Annotated in this window: 18 protein-coding genes; 14 read left to right on the forward strand and 4 right to left on the reverse strand. The window is 74.1% G+C overall.

What is annotated here, in order from left to right:
- Positions 1–289: 289 nt before the first annotated feature.
- Positions 290–1,345 carry an SAM-dependent methyltransferase gene (locus ABEA77_RS20770; RefSeq protein WP_345649664.1) on the reverse strand — a complete coding sequence of 352 codons (1,056 nt, stop codon included), beginning with the start codon at positions 1,343–1,345 and terminating at the stop codon, positions 290–292.
- Between the two features lie 95 nt (positions 1,346–1,440).
- On the opposite strand from ABEA77_RS20770, the gene ABEA77_RS20775 reads away from it, so the two are divergent.
- Positions 1,441–2,640 carry a sensor histidine kinase gene (locus ABEA77_RS20775; RefSeq protein ID WP_345649667.1) on the forward strand — a complete coding sequence of 400 codons (1,200 nt, stop codon included), beginning with the start codon at positions 1,441–1,443 and terminating at the stop codon, positions 2,638–2,640.
- A gap of 105 nt (positions 2,641–2,745) precedes the next feature.
- Positions 2,746–3,432, forward strand: coding sequence for a response regulator (locus ABEA77_RS20780; protein WP_345649760.1), 687 nt, complete (start codon positions 2,746–2,748; stop codon positions 3,430–3,432).
- Between the two features lie 29 nt (positions 3,433–3,461).
- Here ABEA77_RS20780 and ABEA77_RS20785 read toward each other — a convergent pair whose 3' ends face one another.
- Entirely contained in the window at positions 3,462–4,652 is a 1,191-nt protein-coding gene (locus ABEA77_RS20785; RefSeq protein WP_345649669.1) for a threonine aldolase family protein, read from the reverse strand.
- A gap of 133 nt (positions 4,653–4,785) precedes the next feature.
- Between ABEA77_RS20785 and ABEA77_RS20790 the strand changes: the two genes are divergently transcribed.
- The 10 genes from ABEA77_RS20790 to ABEA77_RS20835 all read left to right on the forward strand — a co-directional run bounded on the left by ABEA77_RS20790 (position 4,786) and on the right by ABEA77_RS20835 (position 13,619).
- Positions 4,786–5,814: a Rossmann-like and DUF2520 domain-containing protein gene (locus ABEA77_RS20790; protein ID WP_345649671.1), complete on the forward strand. Its 1,029-nt coding sequence runs from the start codon at positions 4,786–4,788 to the stop codon at positions 5,812–5,814.
- A gap of 137 nt (positions 5,815–5,951) precedes the next feature.
- Entirely contained in the window at positions 5,952–6,893 is a 942-nt protein-coding gene (panC, locus tag ABEA77_RS20795) for a pantoate--beta-alanine ligase (RefSeq protein WP_425588341.1), read from the forward strand.
- Positions 6,890–8,689: an L-aspartate oxidase gene (locus ABEA77_RS20800; protein ID WP_345649677.1), complete on the forward strand. Its 1,800-nt coding sequence runs from the start codon at positions 6,890–6,892 to the stop codon at positions 8,687–8,689. Before panC ends, ABEA77_RS20800 begins: the two co-directional genes overlap by 4 nt.
- Positions 8,686–9,852 carry a carboxylating nicotinate-nucleotide diphosphorylase gene (gene nadC / locus ABEA77_RS20805; RefSeq protein WP_345649680.1) on the forward strand — a complete coding sequence of 389 codons (1,167 nt, stop codon included), beginning with the start codon at positions 8,686–8,688 and terminating at the stop codon, positions 9,850–9,852. The genes ABEA77_RS20800 and nadC overlap by 4 nt, the downstream gene beginning before the upstream one ends.
- Positions 9,852–10,649: a type III pantothenate kinase gene (locus tag ABEA77_RS20810; protein ID WP_345649683.1), complete on the forward strand. Its 798-nt coding sequence runs from the start codon at positions 9,852–9,854 to the stop codon at positions 10,647–10,649. Before nadC ends, ABEA77_RS20810 begins: the two co-directional genes overlap by 1 nt.
- Before the next feature lie 430 nt (positions 10,650–11,079).
- Positions 11,080–11,673, forward strand: coding sequence for a hypothetical protein (locus ABEA77_RS20815; RefSeq protein ID WP_345649763.1), 594 nt, complete (start codon positions 11,080–11,082; stop codon positions 11,671–11,673).
- A 14-nt stretch (positions 11,674–11,687) separates the two neighbouring features.
- Complete coding sequence (locus tag ABEA77_RS20820; protein ID WP_345649686.1) at positions 11,688–11,876, forward strand: hypothetical protein; 189 nt, start codon at positions 11,688–11,690, stop codon at positions 11,874–11,876.
- A gap of 131 nt (positions 11,877–12,007) precedes the next feature.
- Positions 12,008–12,511 carry a BlaI/MecI/CopY family transcriptional regulator gene (locus ABEA77_RS20825; RefSeq protein ID WP_345649689.1) on the forward strand — a complete coding sequence of 168 codons (504 nt, stop codon included), beginning with the start codon at positions 12,008–12,010 and terminating at the stop codon, positions 12,509–12,511.
- A 46-nt stretch (positions 12,512–12,557) separates the two neighbouring features.
- Positions 12,558–13,118: an amino-acid N-acetyltransferase gene (locus tag ABEA77_RS20830; RefSeq protein WP_345649692.1), complete on the forward strand. Its 561-nt coding sequence runs from the start codon at positions 12,558–12,560 to the stop codon at positions 13,116–13,118.
- A gap of 165 nt (positions 13,119–13,283) precedes the next feature.
- Complete coding sequence (locus ABEA77_RS20835) at positions 13,284–13,619, forward strand: histone-like nucleoid-structuring protein Lsr2 (RefSeq protein WP_345649694.1); 336 nt, start codon at positions 13,284–13,286, stop codon at positions 13,617–13,619.
- On the opposite strand, the gene ABEA77_RS20840 is transcribed toward ABEA77_RS20835, so the two are convergent.
- On the reverse strand, positions 13,598–14,329 hold the full coding sequence (locus ABEA77_RS20840; protein ID WP_345649697.1) for an SCO3374 family protein: 732 nt from the start codon (positions 14,327–14,329) through the stop codon (positions 13,598–13,600). The genes ABEA77_RS20835 and ABEA77_RS20840 overlap by 22 nt on opposite strands.
- 418 nt (positions 14,330–14,747) lie before the next feature.
- Between ABEA77_RS20840 and ABEA77_RS20845 the strand changes: the two genes are divergently transcribed.
- Both ABEA77_RS20845 and ABEA77_RS20850 read left to right on the forward strand, forming a co-directional pair.
- The gene (locus ABEA77_RS20845; RefSeq protein WP_345649700.1) at positions 14,748–17,270 is read left to right on the forward strand and encodes an ATP-dependent Clp protease ATP-binding subunit; all 2,523 of its coding nucleotides are present in this window, start codon (positions 14,748–14,750) and stop codon (positions 17,268–17,270) included.
- 596 nt (positions 17,271–17,866) lie between these two features.
- Positions 17,867–18,571 (forward strand): M23 family metallopeptidase, encoded by a 705-nt coding sequence (locus ABEA77_RS20850; RefSeq protein WP_345649703.1) that lies wholly within the window; start codon positions 17,867–17,869, stop codon positions 18,569–18,571.
- 101 nt (positions 18,572–18,672) lie between these two features.
- On the opposite strand, the gene ABEA77_RS20855 is transcribed toward ABEA77_RS20850, so the two are convergent.
- Positions 18,673–19,263, reverse strand: coding sequence for a TetR/AcrR family transcriptional regulator (locus ABEA77_RS20855; protein WP_345649706.1), 591 nt, complete (start codon positions 19,261–19,263; stop codon positions 18,673–18,675).
- Positions 19,264–19,344: the final 81 nt, after the last annotated feature.

Below are 19,344 nucleotides of genomic sequence, written 5' to 3' on the forward strand. Positions count from 1 at the left end.
ACGGGCCTGCGCGCTCCGGTGCCAGCGGTCTCCGGTCCCGCGCCGCGGTCTCCGGTCTCCGGGCCCCGGTCTCAGCGGCGCACGGGCCTGCGCGCTCCGGTGCCAGCGGTCTCCGGTCCCGCGCCGCGGTCTCCGGGCCCGCGCTCCGGTCTCAGCGGCGCACGGGCCTGCGCGCTCCGGTCTCAGCGGTCTCCGGTCCCGCGCCGCGGTCTCCGGGCCCGCGCTCCGGTCTCAGCGGCGCACGGGCCTGCGCGCTCCGGCCTGAGCGGCCCCGGGTCCGCGCTCCGCCTCAGCCCCGCCCGGTGAGCCCCGGCACCAGCGCGTCGAGCGCGTCGAGCGCGTCGAAGGCTGCCAGCGGGTCGGGGCCGAGGCCGACCGGCTGGAGCACCCAGGTGAAGTCGCCGAGGCCGCCGGCCGCCGTCAGCTCGGCCGCCTCGCCCGCGCGCGCCAGTGCCCGTACGTACCCGGCGGGGTCGGTGCCCGCGAGGGTGAGCGGGGGCCGGGCGCCGGTGACGCCGAGCGCGCGCAGCGCGGTCCGCTGCGGCACGCGGACCGCGCGGGGCGCGAGCGAGTCGAGCGCGACGTGCGCGGTCAGGTCGCAGCTCCCGTCAGGGACGGGACGCACCTCGCGGCCGTCCCTGAAGCCGGTGAGCGTGCCGAAGGGCGGGCGTCGGGCGCGCGTGTGCCCGTAGTCGACGGCGACCGCGAGGCCGCGGGCGAGCGAGCCCACCGCCTCCCGCCAGGCCTCGTCCCTCGGCCTGCCGATCTCCGCGCGGGTGCCGGGCTCCGCGCCCGCGAGCGGCCACCACCTGGCGAGCCACGCGGCGTCCTCGCCGGTGACCGGGTCGCCCGGCTCCTCGGTGCCGTCCCCGTGCACCCGTACGTACCGGGGCACGCCGTCCTCGCCGGCCTCCGCCACGTCCACGGGCACGTTGTCCAGCCACTCGTTGGCGAACAGCAGCCCCGTCGCCCCGGACGGCGGCCGCGCGCACCAGGCGACCCGCGGGTCGAGGCCGGGCGGCGGGGCCGCGCGCTCCACGGCGTACACCCGCACGGCGGGCCCCGCGTCCCCGCACGCCCCTGCCCCTGCCCCTGCGACGGCCGCGGCCAGCTCCCCGCGCCCGGCGGCCATGTCCACGAAGTCCACCGCGTCCGCGCCGAGCGCCTCGGCCGTCGCGGCGAGCAGCCGCGCCACCGCCGCCGCGAACAGCGGCGACGCGTGCACCGAAGTACGGAAGTGGGCGGCGGGCCCTGAGCGCAGGTAGAAGCCGTCCCGGCCGTAGAGGGCGGATTCCGCCGCGGCCCGCCAGCCCCGCGCTCCGCCGTCCGCCGTCTCGTTCGCCACGGGCCAAGTGTCCACCTTGGGGAGTACGCTTCCGCCGACCGGATCGCCCCTCCGGTTGACCCCCTCGCCTTGTCCGCCTCCCTACGCTGGGTCACGTGCAGCGCCTCTACGACTTCCTCCGCAGACACCCCACGGGCGTCGACAGCTTCTGGGCTGCCGTGCTCCTCGGGGTCTCGCTGCTGTGGGCGATCGAGGTGGGGCACGGGGTGGCCGGGCGGCTGATCGCGATCGCGCTCTCCGTGCTGTTCGGTGTGGTGGTCGCGCTGCGCAGGGTCGTCCCCGACGCGATGCTCGTGCTCGCGGCCGTGCTCGGCCTCTCCCAGCTGGCGCTCGACGTGCGGCCGAGCGTCCCGGACTTCGCGCTGCTCGTCGCGATCTACACGGTGGCCGCGCAGGGCGGCAGGCGGTGGGCCTCGGTGCTCGCGCTCGTCGGCGGGGTGCTCGCGGCGCCCGTCGCGCAGGTGCGCTGGCCGATGGCGGACGTCAGCACGGCGGGCCGGTTCTTCTTCACGCTGGTGCTGACCGTGCCGTTCGTGCTGGCCTGGGTGCTCGGCGACTCGATGCGCACCCGCCGCGCCTACTTCGACCAGCTGGTCGAGCGCGCGACCCGGCTGGAGAAGGAGCGGGAGGCGCAGGCGAAGGTCGCCGTGGCGGCCGAGCGCGCCAGGATCGCGCGGGAGCTGCACGACGTCGTCGCGCACAACGTCTCCGTGATGGTGGTCCAGGCGGACGGTGCCGCGTACGTCCTCGACGGGGCGCCCGACCAGGCCAAGCAGGCGCTGGAGACCATCTCGGGCACGGGCAGGCAGGCGCTCGCGGAGATGCGCCGCCTGCTGGGCGTGCTGCGCACCGGCGACGGCCAGGAGAGCAGCGAGTACGTGCCGCAGCCCGACGTCGAGCAGATCGAGGTGCTGGTCGAGCAGGTCAGGCAGGCGGGCATCGCCGTCGACTTCACGGTCGAGGGGACACCGCGCCCGCTGCCGAGCGGCGTCGAGCTCACCGCGTACCGGATCGTGCAGGAGGCGCTGACCAACAGCCGTAAGCACGGCGGGCCCGACGTCGGCGCCAGCGTGCGGCTCGTCTACTTCGACGACGGGCTCGGGCTGCTCGTCGAGGACGACGGCAGGGGCGCCCCCGCGGAGCTCCAGGAGGACAGGGGCGCGGACGGGCACGGGCAGGGCCTGATCGGCATGCGCGAGCGCGTCGGCATGGTCGGCGGCACCCTGGACGCCGGGCCGCGCCCCGGCGGCGGGTTCCGCATCAGCGCCCTGCTGCCGCTGAAACCGGCGGGCTGAGCGGTGCGGCCCGTACCGGCAGGCACCGTACAGCGCACCGACCGCACCGACCGCACCGACCGCACCGACCGCACCGAGCGCACCGAGAAGATGGGGACACCGCAGATGCCGAACGCACCGATCCGCGTGATGCTCGTGGACGACCAGGCGCTGCTGCGCACGGGCTTCCGCATGGTGCTCGCGGCGCAGCCCGACATGGAGGTCGTCGCGGAGGCGGGGGACGGCGCGGAGGCGCTCGAACTGCTGCGCACCACCGAGCCGGACGTGGTGCTGATGGACGTGCGCATGCCGCGGCTCGACGGCGTGGAGGCCACCCGCCGCATCCGCGCCGGGGGCCCCGAGGCGCCGAAGGTGCTGATCCTCACCACGTTCGACCTGGACGAGTACGCGTTCTCCGGGCTCAACGCGGGGGCGAGCGGCTTCATGCTGAAGGACGTGCCGCCCGGCGAGCTGCTGAGCGCGATCAGGTCCGTGCACAGCGGCGACGCGGTCGTGGCGCCCTCCACCACGCGCCGTCTGCTCGACCGGTTCTCGCCGATGCTGCCGAGCGGCGCGCCCGAGCCCCGGCACAAGGACCTGGAGCGGCTCACGGAGCGGGAGCGCGAGGTGCTGCTGCTGGTCGCGCAGGGCCTGTCGAACGGCGAGATCGCGGGCCGCCTCTTCGTCTCCGAGGCGACGGTCAAGACCCACGTGGGCCGCATCCTCACCAAGCTCGGCCTGCGCGACCGCGTCCAGGTCGTCGTCCTCGCCTACGAGACGGGCCTGGTGCGCGCGGGCGGCGGCGCGGCCTGACCCACCGCGGGCGGCGGCCCGACCCGGATCTACGCGCGGGCCGCGAGCGCGACCGCGCGGCGGGCGAAGTCCGCGGCGGCCTCGCGCACCTCCTCCGGGGACCAGGCGAGGGCGGGCTCGCCGAGGGACACCTCCGTCAGCGCGAGGCCGGGCACGGCGCAGGACTGCCACGACTGGGCGAACAGGACCGCCCCGGTCTCCTCGGCCTGGACGACCGCGGCCTCCGTCAGCACGTCGGGCGCGAACGGCAGCCACACCTGGAACTCCTGGGTGTGCGGCGGATCGGGGTGCACCCGGAAGAAGGGCACACCGGGCGCCGCGGCGAACGCCCCGGCGATCGCCGCGGCCACGACGCCCGCGTGGGCGACGTGGAGCGGCAGCCGCGGCAGCACGTTCGCCAGGCCGGCCAGCGCGGAGAGGGCCGCGGGGGACTGCTCGTAGAGGGTGCCGCCGTAGCGGTGCCGCCAGGAGACCGCCTCGGCGATCAGGTCCTCGGGGCCCGCGAGCGCCGCACCCGAGAGCCCGCCGAGTGACTTGTAGAACGACACGTAGACGCTGTCCGCGAGGCCCGCGACCTCGGCGAGCGGCCGGCCGAGGCGGGTGGTGGCCTCCCACAGGCGCGCGCCGTCGAAGTGCACCACGGCGTCCCGCTCGCGCGCCGCGGCCACGACGGCCGTCAGTTCGCCCCAGGCAGGCAGGACGAACCCCGCGTCGCGCAGCGGCAGTTCCAGCATCAGCGTCCCGAAGGGCTCCCCGAGGTCCCGCACCTCGTCCGCCGTCGGCAGCCGGGGCTCGCGCGTCGGGTGCGCGGTCCGCAGCCCGCTCACCGCGGCGAGCGCCCCCTCCTCGTGCATCTCGGGATGGGCCAGCGGGTGCAGCGCCACGACGGGGTTGCCGGTGCGCCCGGCCCAGCAGCGCAGCGCGACCTGCTGCGCCATGGTGCCGGTGGGGAAGAACGCGGCTGCCGGGAAGCCGAGAAGGTCCGCGACGCGCTTCTCCAGCGCGGCCACGACGCCGTCCCCGTAGCGGTCGGCGGGCTCGTCGAGGTCGTGCACGGCGGCCGCTTCGGCGGCGAGCCGCCCGAGGCGGTCGCGCAGCGTCGCGCCGTACCCGTCGCGCAGCGTTTGCCGGGCGCCGCGGAAGGCGGCGCGCCTGCGCGCGGCGAACGCCTCCCCGTCAGCCGGCCGCGCCGGTCCCACCTGCTCGTTCGTGTGGTCCATGGGGCGCATCATCGTCCGGCGGGCCGAGCCCGGCCAAGGGTTTTTCACAGGCAGGGGACGGCGGGAGGCGCTGGCGTAGCATGGCGGAAAACGTCCGGTACCCACCGAGGACTGGAACGGAAGGCCCCGCCGCGTGAATCCCACACCACCCAAGGAACCCCTCGATCCCAGGGACCGGCCCGCCCGGCTGACGGTCGGCGTCGTCGGCGCGGGGCGGGTGGGCCCCGCGCTCGCCGCGTCCCTCGCCCTCGCGGGACACCGCCCGGTCGCCGTGTCCGGGGTCTCCGACGCCTCCCGGCGGCGCGCCGCCGAGTTGCTGCCCGACGTGCCGCTCGTCACCCCCGACGAGGTCCTGGCCCGCGCGGAGCTCGTGCTGCTGACCGTGCCGGACGACGCGCTGCCGCGCCTCGTCGAAGGCCTCGCGCAGACCGGGGCCGTACGGCCGGGGCAACTGCTCGTGCACACCTCGGGGCGGTACGGGGCCCGGGTCCTCGACCCGGCGCTGCGCGCGGGCGCGCTGCCGCTCGCGCTGCACCCGGCGATGACGTTCACCGGCACGTCGGTGGACGTGCAGCGGCTCGCGGGCTGCTCGTTCGGCGTGACGGCGCCCGAGGAGCTGCGACTCGCGGCGCAGGCGCTGGTCATCGAGATGGGCGGCGAGCCCGAGTGGATCGCGGAGGAGGCCAGGCCGCTGTACCACGCGGCGCTCGCCATCGGCTCGAACTACCTGGTCACGCTGGTCGCCCAGTCGATGGACCTGCTGCGCACCGCGGGCGTCGCGGCGCCCGACAAGATGCTCGGCCCGCTGCTCGGCGCCGCCCTCGACAACGCCCTGCGCTCGGGCGACGCGGCGCTGACGGGCCCGGTCGCCCGCGGCGACGCGGGGACGGTCGCCGCGCACGTCGCGCAGCTGCGGGAGCACGCGCCCGGCGCGGTCGCCGGCTATCTGGCCCTGGCCCGTACGACGGCTGACCGCGCCCTGGCCAACGGCCTGCTCAAGGCCGAGCTCGCGGAGGACCTGCTCGGCGTCCTCGCGGGCGGCGGGAGCGGTACGGGCGGGAGCGGTACGGGCGGGAGTGGCACCGGCGGAAGCGGTACGGGCGGCGGTGGCGGCACGGGCGGAAGCGGTACGGGCGGCACCGGGGACGGGAGCACGTCATGAGCGGCGAGGGGACGGCGCGCGGCGCCTCGGGCGGGATACCGGGGACGGGGGACGGCGTCTTCGAGCCCGCCTTCACCCGGGACGACCTCGACCGGCTGCTGAAGCGCCGCGGTCCGGGCGCCCGCGTCGCGGCCGTCATGACGATGGGCGCCCTGCACGAGGGGCACGCGAGCCTGATCCGCGCGGCCCGCGCCCATGTGGGGCGGGACGGCTTCGTGGTGGCGACGGTCTTCGTCAACCCGCTCCAGTTCGGCGCGGGCGAGGACCTCGACCGCTATCCGCGCACCCTCGAAGCCGACCTGCGCACGGCGCGCGAAGCGGGCGCCGACACGGTGTTCGCGCCGTCCGTCGACGAGGTGTACCCCGGCGGCGACCCGCAGGTCACCATCGGGGCGGGCCCCATGGGCGGCCGTCTCGAAGGCGCGAGCCGCCCCGGCCACTTCGACGGGATGCTCACCGTCGTCGCCAAGCTGTTCCACCTGACCGCCCCCGACGCCGCGTTCTTCGGCCAGAAGGACGCCCAGCAGCTCGCGCTGATCCGCCGCATGGTCCGCGACCTGAACTTCCCCGTCGAGATCGTCGGCGTGCCGACCGTACGGGAGGACGACGGGCTCGCGCTCTCCAGCCGCAACCGCTACCTCACCCCGGCCGACCGGCGCACCGCGCTGCTGCTCTCCAGGGCACTGTTCGCGGCGCGCGACCGCCTCGCGGCGCAGCGGTGGCTGCGGGCGCGCGCCGCGGCCACGCCCTGCTCCGACGCCCGCGCGGCGGGGCTCTCCGCGCTCGGCGAGGCGCGCCTCGCCGCGGACGCGCACGCCGTCGCCTGCGCCGCCGGGTCCTGTGGAGCCGCCTCCACCGGCGCCGACGCGGTACGGGCCGCCGCCCTCGCCGTACTCAAACTGGGCGAGCGCGCCGACCCGCCGCTGCGCCTCGACTACCTGGCGCTCGTCGATCCCGCGGACTTCACCGAGGTGCCCGACGACTTCACGGGCGAGGCGGTGCTCGCCGTCGCGGCGTGGATCGGCACGACCCGGCTGATCGACAACATCCCCCTGACCTTCGGAGCGACCGGCAGATGAACACCGCACCCGGAGGGCTCAGGCTCGCGGCCCCCGAGCCCGGCTGGTCGGTCGAGGCCGATGTCGTCGTGGTGGGCTCCGGCGTCGCCGGCCTCACGGCCGCGCTGCGCTGCCGCGCGGCGGGCCTGCGCACGGTCGTCGTGACGAAGGCCCGCCTCGACGACGGCTCCACGCGCTGGGCGCAGGGAGGCATCGCCGCGGCGCTCGGTGAGGGCGACACCCCGGGGCAGCACCTCGACGACACCCTCGTCGCGGGCGCCGGCCTGTGCGACGAGGAGGCCGTGCGGGCGCTGGTCACCGAGGGGGCGGCGGCCGTGCGGCGGCTGATCGCGGCGGGCGCCGAGTTCGACAGGACGACGGACGGCGCGCTCCAGCTCACCCGCGAGGGCGGTCACCACAGGCGCCGTATCGCGCACGCGGGCGGCGACGCGACGGGCGTGGAGGTGGCCCGTGCGCTCGGCGCGGCGGTGCGGGAGGCCGCGGTGCGCACGGTAGAGAACGCGCTCGTGCTCGACCTCCTCAAGGACGCAGACGGCCGGACCGCGGGCGTCACCCTGCACGTCATGGGCGAGGGCCTGCACGACGGTGTGGGCGCGGTCCTCGCGCCCGCCGTGGTCCTCGCCACCGGCGGCATGGGCCAGGTGTTCGCCGCGACGACCAACCCGGCCGTGTCGACGGGCGACGGCGTCGCGCTCGCGCTGAGGGCGGGCGCCGAGGTGTCCGACATCGAGTTCGTCCAGTTCCACCCGACGGTGCTGTTCCTCGGCGCCGACTCCGAGGGCCGCCAGCCGCTGGTCTCCGAGGCGGTGCGGGGCGAGGGCGCGCACCTCGTGGACGCCGCGGGTGTCCGTTTCATGCTGGGGCAGCACGAGCTGGCAGAGCTGGCGCCGCGCGACATCGTCGCCAAGGCGATCATGCGCAGGATGCGGGAGCAGGGCGCCGAGCACATGTACCTGGACGCGCGCCACTTCGGCCGCGCCATGTGGGAGACCCGCTTCCCGACGATCCTCGCGGCCTGCCGGGCGCACGGGATCGACCCGGTGTCCGAGCCGATCCCGGTGGCGCCCGCCGCGCACTACGCCTCCGGCGGCGTACGCACCGACCTGTACGGCCGCACCCGCGTCCCCGGCCTGTACGCGTGCGGCGAGGCCGCCTGCACGGGCGTACACGGCGCGAACCGCCTCGCGTCGAACTCGCTGCTCGAAGGGCTGGTCTTCGCCGAGCGGATCGCCGAGGACGTGGCGGCCGCGCACCGCGCCCCGGCCGGGGCCGCGCCCGCCCCCGCGCCGGGGGGCGACGGGTACGCGGCGGTGGTCCCGCTCGTCGACCCCGCGGCCCGCGCCCGCGTCCAGCGGATCATGTCGGCGGGCGCCGGCGTCCTCAGGTCGGCCGCGGGCCTGCGCGCGGCGGCCGAGGCGCTCGACGCGGTGCAGCCCGCTCCCGTACGGCCCGCTCCCGTACGGCCCGACGCCGTACGGCCGGATCCCGCACGGCCCGACGCCGCACGGCCCGTGAAGGCCGCGGAGCCCGGGGTGGAGGCGTGGGAGACCACCAACCTCCTCGCCGTCGCCCGCGCGCTCGTCGCCGCCGCGCGCCTGCGCGAGGAGACGCGCGGCTGCCACTGGCGCGAGGACTTCCCCGACCGCGACGACGGCCACTGGCGCCGCCACCTCGTCCTGGGCCTCGCCCCCGACGCGTCGCTCACGGTCGCCGCCACCGACACCGAGGCCCTCCACCGAGGGCCCGGAAGCACACAACGCCCCGAGTCAGACCGTTCCCAGGGAGCAGCCACGTGAGCACGCCAGAAGACACCCCGCGTCCCGAGCCGGTGGCCGTGCCGCTGATCCACATCGGGGCGCCCGCGGCCGACACCTGCGGCCCCGACGGCTGCGCCTGCGGGGCGCCCGAGGACCTGGAGTGCGGACTCGACCCGGCGCTCGCCGCGCTCCTCGCCGACCTGGGGCTCGACCCCGTACAGGTCGAGGACGTGGCGCACGTCGCGGTCCAGGAGGACCTGGACGGCGGGGTCGACGTGACGACGGTCGCGACCGTGCCGGAGAAGGCCGTGGCCACCGGCGACTTCACCGCGCGCGAGGACGGCGTGGTGGCGGGCCTGCACGTGGCCGAGGCCGTGCTCTCCGTGGTCTGCGCCGACGACTTCGAGGTCGAGCGGCACGTGGCGGACGGCGACCGGGTGGCGGCGGGACAGAAGCTGCTCAGCGTCACCGGCCGCACCCGCGACCTGCTGACCGCGGAGCGCAGCGCGCTCAACATCCTGTGCAGGCTCTCCGGCATCGCGACCGCGACCCGTCGCTGGGCCGACGCGCTCGAAGGCACCGGGGCGAAGGTCCGCGACACCCGCAAGACCACGCCGGGGCTGCGGGCGCTGGAGAAGTACGCGGTGCGCTGCGGCGGCGGCGTCAACCACCGCATGTCCCTCTCGGACGCGGCGCTGGTCAAGGACAACCACGTGGTGGCCGCGGGCGGGGTGGCGGAGGCGTTCGCAGCCGTGCGCGCGCAGTTCCCCGACCTCCCCATCGAGGTGGAGGTCGACACGCTGCACCAGCTGCGCGAGGTGCTCGACGCGGGAGCCGACCTGATCCTGCTCGACAACTTCACCCCCGAGGAGACCTCGGAGGCCGTCGGCATCGTGGGCGGCCGCGCGCTCCTGGAGTCGTCGGGCCGCCTCGCCCTCGACAACGCGCGGGCGTACGCGGAGACAGGCGTCGACTTCCTCGCTGTGGGCGCCCTCACGCACTCGTCGCGCGTCCTCGACATCGGCCTCGACCTGCGCGCGGCCGACGAGACCGGCAGGGCCGACGGGACCGACGGGACCGACAGGGCCGGCGGGGCCGTCGAGACCGGCGCGGCCGACGGGACCGGCGCGGCCGGCGGGACCGACAGGGCCGGCGGGACCGACAGGGCCGGCGGGGCCGACAAGAAGGAGACGGGCGCCTGATGCTGCTGACCATCGACGTCGGCAACACCCACACGGTGCTCGGCCTCTTCGACGGCGAGGAGATCGTCGAGCACTGGCGGATCTCCACGGACGCGCGCCGCACGGCCGACGAGCTCGCGGTGCTGCTCCAGGGCCTGATGGGCATGCACCCGCTGCTCGGCGTGGAGCTGGGGGAGGGCATCGAGGGCATCGCGATCTGCTCGACGGTGCCCTCGGTCCTGCACGAGCTGCGCGAGGTGACGCGCCGCTACTACGGGGACGTGCCCGCGGTGCTGGTCGAGCCCGGCATCAAGACGGGCGTGCCGATCCTCATGGACAACCCCAAGGAGGTCGGCGCCGACCGCATCATCAACGCGGTCGCCGCCGTCGACCTCTACGGCGGCCCGGCGATCGTGGTCGACTTCGGTACGGCGACGACGTTCGACGCGGTCAGCGCGCGCGGCGAGTACGCGGGCGGGGTGATCGCGCCCGGCATCGAGATCTCGGTCGAGGCGCTGGGTGTCAAGGGCGCCCAGCTGCGCAAGATCGAGCTGGCCAGGCCGCGCAGCGTGATCGGCAAGAACACCGTCGAGGCCATGCAGGCGGGCATCGTCTACGGCTTCGCGGGCCAGGTCGACGGCGTGGTCGCCCGTATGGCCCGGGAGCTGGCCGAGGACCCGGACGACGTCACGGTCATCGCCACCGGCGGCCTCGCCCCCATGGTCCTGGGCGAAGCCTCCGCCATCGACGAACACGAGCCCTGGCTCACCCTGATCGGCCTGCGCCTGGTCTACGAACGCAACGTCTCCCGCCTGTAACCCCACCGGCCGCCGCCCCGCTCGCCCCTGCCGGGGCCCCCGGCCCCGGGCTCAGGCGCCGGTCCCGGCGCGCCCGTCTCCCCCAGGGCCCCTGGCCCGTACCGGAGGCAGTGGACCGCTTGCTCCCGGTGGGATCCGCCGGTCCCTGCCCGCCGGTCTCCCCCCAGGGCCCAGGGCCTTCCGTTCCCCGGGGCGCCGGGGGCCGCGTGCCGGCCATCGGTACCGGGCTGCGGGGCCGGCCGGGCGCGAGCCCCACTCCACCGGTCTGCGGACGCCGGGCCGAGGAGCCCGGGGCCCCTGGGCCCGGCCCGCGGGCCGCGGAGGCGCCGCGCCCTCTGCGCCACCCCCGACGCGTGGCTATTTCGCGCCATTTGTCCGGCTTGGCGCGTAAGGTCGATTCATGCCCACGCCATACGGACCCCGAGGCGGCATGGCGTTCGGTGCGGACGAGCTGCGAGTGCTCCGACGCGCCCTGGCCGCCGTCCTGCACCCCGCCCAGATCTCGGACGAGGACGTCCGGGCCTGCCTCTCGCTGGCCGAGTCCGTGGACGAGGCCGTCCAGGAGGCCGGCCGGCTGCGCGCGTTCCTCCTCGCCGACCTGGCCCGCTACCGGGCGGCGCTGCCCGGCTCGGCCGCCGGCTACCTGGAGCTCCTCCAGGACGCCCTCGCGGCCGGGTACGTGCCCGTCCCCGACGACCTCGCCGCCCTGCGCGCACTGCGCGGCAACGCCGTCGCCGCCGCGCTGCTCGAACGCTGCGGGCGGGTCGCCGAGCGCTCCGTACGGGAGCGGCTCGCGGGCCGCCCGGCCGCCGCAGCCGCGCCCCCCGCACAGCGCACCCGCCTGCTGACGCTGGTCGGCGCGGCGTCGGGCGACGGCAAGGACAAGCCGGGCCCGCGCAAGCCCCCGCCCGCCAAGTCGCCGGGCGAGCGGCCCGTCCCGAAGCCCTCCGAGGTCTTCCCGCCCCGCAGGAAGCCGGCGCCTTCCAGCCCGCCGCCCCCGCCGAGGGAGCGCGCCGCCGGGTAGCTAGTCTGGACGGCATGGACTACGTATCCGCGCTCGTGCCCCCCGTGGTGATGGCGGCCTTCTTCGTCTTCCTCGTACGGCTGATCATCAAGACGCAGGGCGGGCCGAACAAGGGCAAGGAGGACGCCGCCGTCGACGCCGCCATCGCGCGCGCCGAGGCCGCCGCCGCCCGCGCCGCCGATCCGGAGGCGCGCGGCGCCTGACCGCGACCGCCGCCCGGCGGCCCCGACCGCCGCACCATGCGCCGAAGGGCGCACGGCCCCCCGGTGGCCGTGCGCCCTTTTCGCTGCCCAAATATGCGACCTTTCGGGCATCGCGGACTAGTCTTGGGCGCGTGCCCCGTCAATTGGGAGACCTCGAAGACGCCGTGATGACGCGCGTCTGGCAATGGAACCGCCCGGTCACCGTCAGGGAAGTACTCGAAGACCTCCAGCGGGAACGCTCCATCGCGTACACGACCGTCATGACGGTAATGGACAATCTCCATCAGAAGGGCTGGGTGCGCAGGGAAGTCGAGGGCCGCGCCTATCGATATAGGGCGGTGTCGACGCGCGCCGCCTACGCCGCGGCCCTCATGAACGAAGCGTGGTCCAAGAGCGACAACCGGGCGGCCGCGCTCGTCGCCTTCTTCGGCATGATGTCGCCCGAGGAACGGCAGTCGCTCGAAGACGCCGTCCGTATCGTTCAGGGCGCCGGGGGCGAGTCGGCGCACAACGCCGAAGGCACCCAAGGCACCCGACACGGCACCGGGGACGCCGGAGAACGCGGCGAAGGCGAAGCCCCCGCGGACGCTCCCGGAGAACCGCCGCCTTCCGCGCCCCCGCACTCCGGCGACTGACGGGGCGCCGACACCTCTTAGGCGCCGGGGCGATAGCGTCCCGTTCATGTCTTCCCCGCGGCACCTCCTCCAGGGCGATCCCGACCCCGATCCCGAGAGCCGGAATGGCGTCACCGTGCGGCGCGCCAGGACGCGCGACGTCGCGGCGCTGCGCCGCCTCGTGGGCCGTTACGCGGGCGCAGGCATCCTCCTCGACAAAGCACCGGTGACGCTTTACGAGGACATCCAGGAGTTCTGGGTGGCACAACGCGCGGCCGATGGCGAGGTCATCGGCTGCGGCGCCCTCCACCCGCTGTGGGAAGACCTCGCGGAAGTGCGCACTCTCGCCGTGGACCCTTCGGCGAAGGGGGCCGGAGTGGGGCACATGTTGCTGTCGAAGCTGCTGGAAGCGGCGCGCGAGCTCGGTGTCAGCCGGGTTTTCTGCCTGACCTTCGAAGTCGACTTCTTCGCCAAGCACGGGTTCGTGGAGATCGATGGGACACCTGTCGACGGAGATGTGTACAGAGAGCTGCTGCGTTCCTATGACGAGGGCGTGGCCGAGTTCCTCGGTCTCGAACGGGTGAAGCCGAACACCCTGGGCAACAGCCGCATGCTTCTGCACCTGTGACGCAGCGGAAGACGCCCGCGAAGATGTCCGGCGCGGCGCGGGAAGATGTCCGAATCGCGTGCGTTTCCCGTTTGCCGGGCCGCTGAACCTCTCCCGGGGGTTTGTGTTTTCCAGGGAAAAGGGGTTTCCTTTCCGCGTACCGCATTTTCGAGGAAAGGAAAACCGGTGGCACAGAAGGTTCAGGTCCTTCTTGTCGACGACCTCGACGGGGGCGAGGCGGACGAGACCGTCACGTTCGCGCTCGACGGCAAGACGTACGAGATCGACCTCACGACCGCCAATGCCGAGAAGCTGCGCGGCCTCCTCGACCCGTACACCAAGAGCGGGCGCCGCACCGGCGGCCGTGGTGCGGCAGGCCGCGGCAAGGGGCGCGCCGTCACCGGCGGCAACAAGGACACCGCGGAAATCCGCAAGTGGGCCAAGGACAACGGCTACAGCGTGAACGACAGGGGCCGTGTTCCCGCGGAGATCCGCGAAGCCTACGAGAAGGCCAACGGCTGACGATTCACGCCCGCGCCCGCGGCAATTCCGCGAGCGAGTCCGCGAGCGAGGCGGACCCGGTGGCACTCCGCTGCCGCCGCGTCCAGGAGCCGTACGAGATCGGGGGCATCCCCACCGCTGCCCCCGGTGCCGGTCTCCGCGGCGCCGGCCCCGCCGGTGCCACCGCACAACCGCAGCGTCGGCAGTCCGGACGGCGTGGCCCGTGCCGGTCCGGGGGGCCGCAGCCACACGGCGGCCCCCTGCGCGGCGAGGACGGGCCACCGCGGCGGCAGGGGCGCGGGAAAGCTCCGCCCCGTACCCAGGGCGTCGAGATCCAGGTCGATACCGCCCCACTCCAGCCAGTCGAGCAGCCCCGGCACCTCGTCCGCGCTGCCCGGCGCGAGCAGCAGCCACATCCTGGCCCGGTCCGCGCTGATCGCCACCGGCCCCGACACGGGACGCGCGGGGGCGTCGGGCCCCTGGCCGCGCAGCCGGTCGAGCCGGTCGACCACCGTGCGCCCCGCCTGCGCCGGCAGTTCCAGCGCGTCGAACGCGACGCCCGTCGCCAGCGCGACCCGGCCGCGGTGCCCGCCGCGCACCACGGGCCAGCCGAGCACCTCCGCGTAGTACGCGGCGATCCGCTCGGGGGAGGCTGCGCTGCCCTCAGCCGTGGGCCCCTGTGCGGGGGCGTACGGGAGGGGGCCGCGGGGTCCGGGCAGGATGGTCGCCATGAACGGCCAACGGCCGGGCGGCCACGCCGGTTACGGCGGGTGCCGCACCACTCACCCTGTGTGGCGGGCGTTCGAGCGCCGGCCGCGCCGGTGTTCGCCCGTAGCTGAGGGGAGGGGGCTCTCCGGCATGGACTGTCGGTGCGGGCGGGTAAGACTTCCCTTGTGGGGAGGGGCGCCACGCGGGCCCGGCATCTCCCGTTCGCCATGGGCGTACTGATGGCGGCGGTATCTGCTTGGCCTGGGGGAACATCGTCTCGCACCATCGGGTTGGAGCGTTCGTCAGTCGTTCATGAGGAACGCTGGTCCCCGCGGATGCGGGGATGGACCCGAGCGGTCCCCGCTTGCGGGACTAAGCTGCGGAAGGACAGAGAGGGGACCGACCCCTTTTACTGCCTGACCGCTCTGAGGAGCGATAACGATGTTCGAGAGGTTCACCGACCGCGCGCGGCGGGTTGTCGTCCTGGCACAGGAAGAAGCCCGGATGCTCAACCACAACTACATCGGCACCGAGCACATCCTCCTGGGCCTGATCCACGAGGGTGAGGGTGTCGCCGCTAAGGCCCTGGAGAGCCTCGGGATTTCGCTCGAGGCGGTCCGCCAGCAGGTCGAGGAGATCATCGGCCAGGGCCAGCAGGCCCCGTCCGGCCACATCCCCTTCACCCCCCGTGCGAAGAAGGTCCTGGAGCTCTCGCTCCGCGAGGCCCTTCAGCTGGGCCACAACTACATCGGCACCGAGCACATCCTGCTCGGCCTGATCCGCGAGGGCGAGGGCGTCGCCGCCCAGGTCCTCGTGAAGCTGGGCGCCGACCTCAACCGGGTGCGCCAGCAGGTCATCCAGCTGCTCTCCGGCTACCAGACGAAGGAGTCCGCCACCGCGGGCGGCCCGCAGGAGGGCACGCCCTCCACGTCGCTGGTCCTCGACCAGTTCGGCCGCAACCTCACCCAGGCGGCCCGCGAGTCCAAGCTCGACCCGGTCATCGGGCGCGAGAAGGAGATCGAGCGGGTCATGCAGGTGCTGTCCCGCCGCACCAAGAACAACCCGGTGCTCATCGGCGAGCCCGGCGTCGGCAAGACCGCCGTCGTCGAGGGCCTGGCGCAGGCCATCGTCAAGGGCGAGGTGCCCGAGACCCTCAAGGACAAGCACCTCTACACCCTGGACCTCGGCGCGCTGGTCGCCGGCTCCCGCTACCGCGGTGACTTCGAGGAGCGCCTGAAGAAGGTCCTCAAGGAGATCCGCACCCGCGGCGACATCATCCTGTTCATCGACGAGCTCCACACCCTGGTGGGTGCGGGCGCCGCCGAGGGCGCGATCGACGCCGCCAGCATCCTCAAGCCGATGCTGGCCCGTGGTGAGCTCCAGACGATCGGTGCGACGACGCTGGAGGAGTACCGGAAGTACCTGGAGAAGGACGCGGCCCTTGAGCGCCGCTTCCAGCCCATCCAGGTCGCCGAGCCCTCGCTGCCGCACACCATCGAGATCCTCAAGGGTCTGCGCGACCGGTACGAGGCGCACCACCGTGTCTCCATCACCGACTCGGCGCTGGTCGCGGCGGCCACCCTGGCCGACCGCTACATCTCGGACCGCTTCCTGCCGGACAAGGCGATCGACCTGATCGACGAGGCCGGCTCCCGGATGCGCATCCGCCGGATGACCGCGCCGCCGGACCTGCGCGAGTTCGACGAGAAGATCGCCGGTGTCCGCAGGGAGAAGGAGTCCGCGATCGACTCCCAGGACTTCGAGAAGGCGGCCTCTCTCCGTGACAAGGAGAAGCAGCTGCTGGCCGCGAAGACCAAGCGGGAGAAGGAGTGGAAGGCCGGCGACATGGACGTCGTCGCCGAGGTCGACGAGGACCTGATCGCCGAGGTCCTTGCCACCGCCACGGGCATCCCGGTCTTCAAGCTGACCGAGGAGGAGTCCTCTCGGCTGCTGCGCATGGAGGACGAGCTGCACAAGCGCGTCATCGGCCAGGTGGACGCCGTCAAGGCGCTCTCCCGGGCGATCCGGCGCACGCGGGCCGGCCTCAAGGACCCGAAGCGTCCCGGCGGCTCGTTCATCTTCGCCGGCCCGTCCGGTGTCGGTAAGACCGAGCTGTCCAAGGCACTCGCCGAGTTCCTCTTCGGCGACGAGGACGCGCTCATCTCGCTCGACATGTCGGAGTTCAGCGAGAAGCACACGGTCTCCCGCCTCTTCGGCTCGCCCCCCGGATACGTCGGCTACGAGGAGGGCGGCCAGCTCACCGAGAAGGTGCGCAGGAAGCCGTTCTCCGTGGTCCTCTTCGACGAGGTCGAGAAGGCCCACCCGGACATCTTCAACTCCCTGCTGCAGATCCTGGAGGACGGTCGCCTGACCGACTCCCAGGGCCGGGTCGTGGACTTCAAGAACACGGTCATCATCATGACGACCAACCTCGGGACGCGGGACATCTCGAAGGGCTTCAACCTGGGCTTCGCGGCGCAGGGCGACACGAAGACGAACTACGAGCGGATGAAGGCGAAGGTCAGCGAGGAGCTGAAGCAGCACTTCCGCCCCGAGTTCCTCAACCGTGTCGACGAGGTCATCGTCTTCCCGCAGCTCACCCAGGAGGACATCCTGGAGATCGTGGACCTCAGGGTCCGCGAGATGGACGAGCGGCTCAAGGACCGGGACATGGGCATCGAGCTCAGCCAGGCCGCCAAGCAGCTGCTCGCCGACAAGGGCTACGACCCCGTGATGGGTGCCAGGCCGCTGCGCCGCACCATCCAGCGCGAGGTCGAGGACGCCCTGTCGGAGAAGATCCTCTTCGGCGAGCTGCGCCCCGGCCACATCGTGGTCGTGGACACCGAGGGCGAGGGCGACGACCGGAAGTTCACCTTCCGCGGTGAGGAGAAGTCGGCGCTGCCGGACGCTCCCCCCATCGAGCAGGCGGCGGGCGGCGGCCCGAACCTGACGAAGGAAGCGTGAGCGTCCGCGCGTAGCCGCGCACGCGCCACTGGGGCCGGGCCCCGGACCGTCACGGTCCGGGGCCCGGCCCTTTCCGTGCGCAGCCCGCCCCACGGGGGCCCCGCGCCGCCCGCGAGCGCCCCGCAGGCCCCCGGGGGGCCGCGCGACGGCCACCCCAGGGCACCCACCCGTCCGCAGGAAGCCGTACGGGCTCCCCGCCGGGCTCCTCACGCCACGGCGGGCGCGGGCCGGGCGTGGCGGCGACGGGGGGCTGCCTCGCGGGGCGGAGCTTCAAGGAGCTTGTGGGGGGAGGGCGTTGGTCCTGAAACGGACGGCCATCGGGCCCACCGGGCGTGACAAGCCGCACAGGCCGTTTCGGGCCTACTAGGCCGCTTCGTCGGAATACCGGGTAGGTGACGGTTCAATTGACCGTTTTGCGCCGATAAGTGCCGAGGAAGGCGGCTTGTCTGCTGTCGTCAAGGGACTTTTGACCCCGGCCCACCTACGAGCAGATGTCGTAGATGAGGCATTTGGGGCGAGATGACCGGCCGGGTTACCAAGGTGTGGCCAGCCCGGTGCAGGAGCGCCGGGTCCGTTCATGCCCGGAGGTTTCCCGTATGTCGCAGCGCTCGAAGTCCCGCACCCCGCTCTCCGCCGTCCGTCGTGGTCGCGCCGCCGTCGTGGCCGCAGGACTCGGGGTGTCGATGGTGGCAGGGGCCGGGGCCGCGTTCGCCGCGACCGGCGACGCCGGCGCCCAGACGCCCGCAGGCACCCACCAGACCGCCGCGGTGGCGGCTGCCGCCGTCCACCACCAGGCCGACGCCCAGGCGAAGGCCGCGCACGCCGAGCAGGCCAAGGCCGCGAAGGCGAAGGCCGTGAAGGCCGCCGCCGCCAAGAAGGCCGCGTCCTGGATCGACCCCGTCACGCAGTACAAGCTGACCGCCGGTTTCGACGACTCCGGCAGCCACTGGGTCCACAAGCACTCAGGTCAGGACTTCGCCGTACCGATCGGCACCGCGGTCCACGCCGTGCACACCGGCACGGTCGTCAAGGCCGGGCCGCACGGCGCCGGCGACGGCGACGCGTACGGCAACGCCATCGTGATCCGGCACTCCGACGGCAAGTACTCGCAGTACGCGCACCTCTCCAGGGTCGAGGTGCACGTCGGCGAGAACGTGAAGACCGGCGAGGAGATCGCGAAGTCCGGTAACACCGGCAACACGACGGGTCCGCACCTGCACTTCGAGATCCGCGACACGCCGAACTACGGCTCCGCCGTCAACCCCGTCACGTTCCTGCGCGGGCTCGGCGTCACCGTCTGACCCGGCAGGCGCGAGCCACCCGGTCCGACCCCACCGGCCCCCCCGGGCCGTGCGGGCCGGGAAGCCGCCGCGCCGCCCCGGCGGCCCCCGCCGGGCGGCGGTCAGGCGCCCTGGCCCCGGTCCCCTTCGTGGGCCGCGGTCAGCAGGTCGAAGGAGACTTCGAGGAGAGCGTCGTACTTCTCCTCGTCGTCTCCTTCGACGTCTCTCAGGGCGAACATCCCCGCGTGCAGGGACAGCAGCGCCGTCGTGACGCGCACCCGGTCCGCGAGCGAGGGGGCCGGGGTCAGCAGCAGACCCACGGTCGCCTCGACCCGGGAACGGAACGTCTCGCCCACGCGCAGGTCCCGCATCTCCGCCTGGTTCTCCTGCACGAAGCGGAACAGCCGCGACGAGTCCTTGAGCTGCTCCACGTAGCGCCGCAGGAACTCCTTCTTCGTCTCCAGCGTGTTCGGCTGGGACTCGCCCCACGCGATCAGCGCGTCGAGCGGCTCGGCGCGGTCCGCGAACAGGCTGACCAGGATGTCTTCCTTGGTCTTGAAGTGGTAGTAGAGGGCGGCCTTGGTGACGTCGAGCCGCTCGGCGATCTCGCGCAGGGACGTCTTCTCGTAGCCGTGCTCGACGAACAGGTCGAGGGCGACGTCCTGGATCCGCTGCCGGGTGTCTCCCCGGCGCTGGGTGCCCGTGCTGGCCATGGCGCGCTCTCGTCTCTCGGTCGTGCGGGCGGCGCCCCGGCCGGCCCGCTGTGGTCCGCCCCCCATTGTACGTACTAGCCG

It is taken from the genome of Streptomyces tremellae (genome assembly GCF_039540215.1).
Taxonomy (GTDB): domain Bacteria; phylum Actinomycetota; class Actinomycetes; order Streptomycetales; family Streptomycetaceae; genus Streptomyces; species Streptomyces tremellae.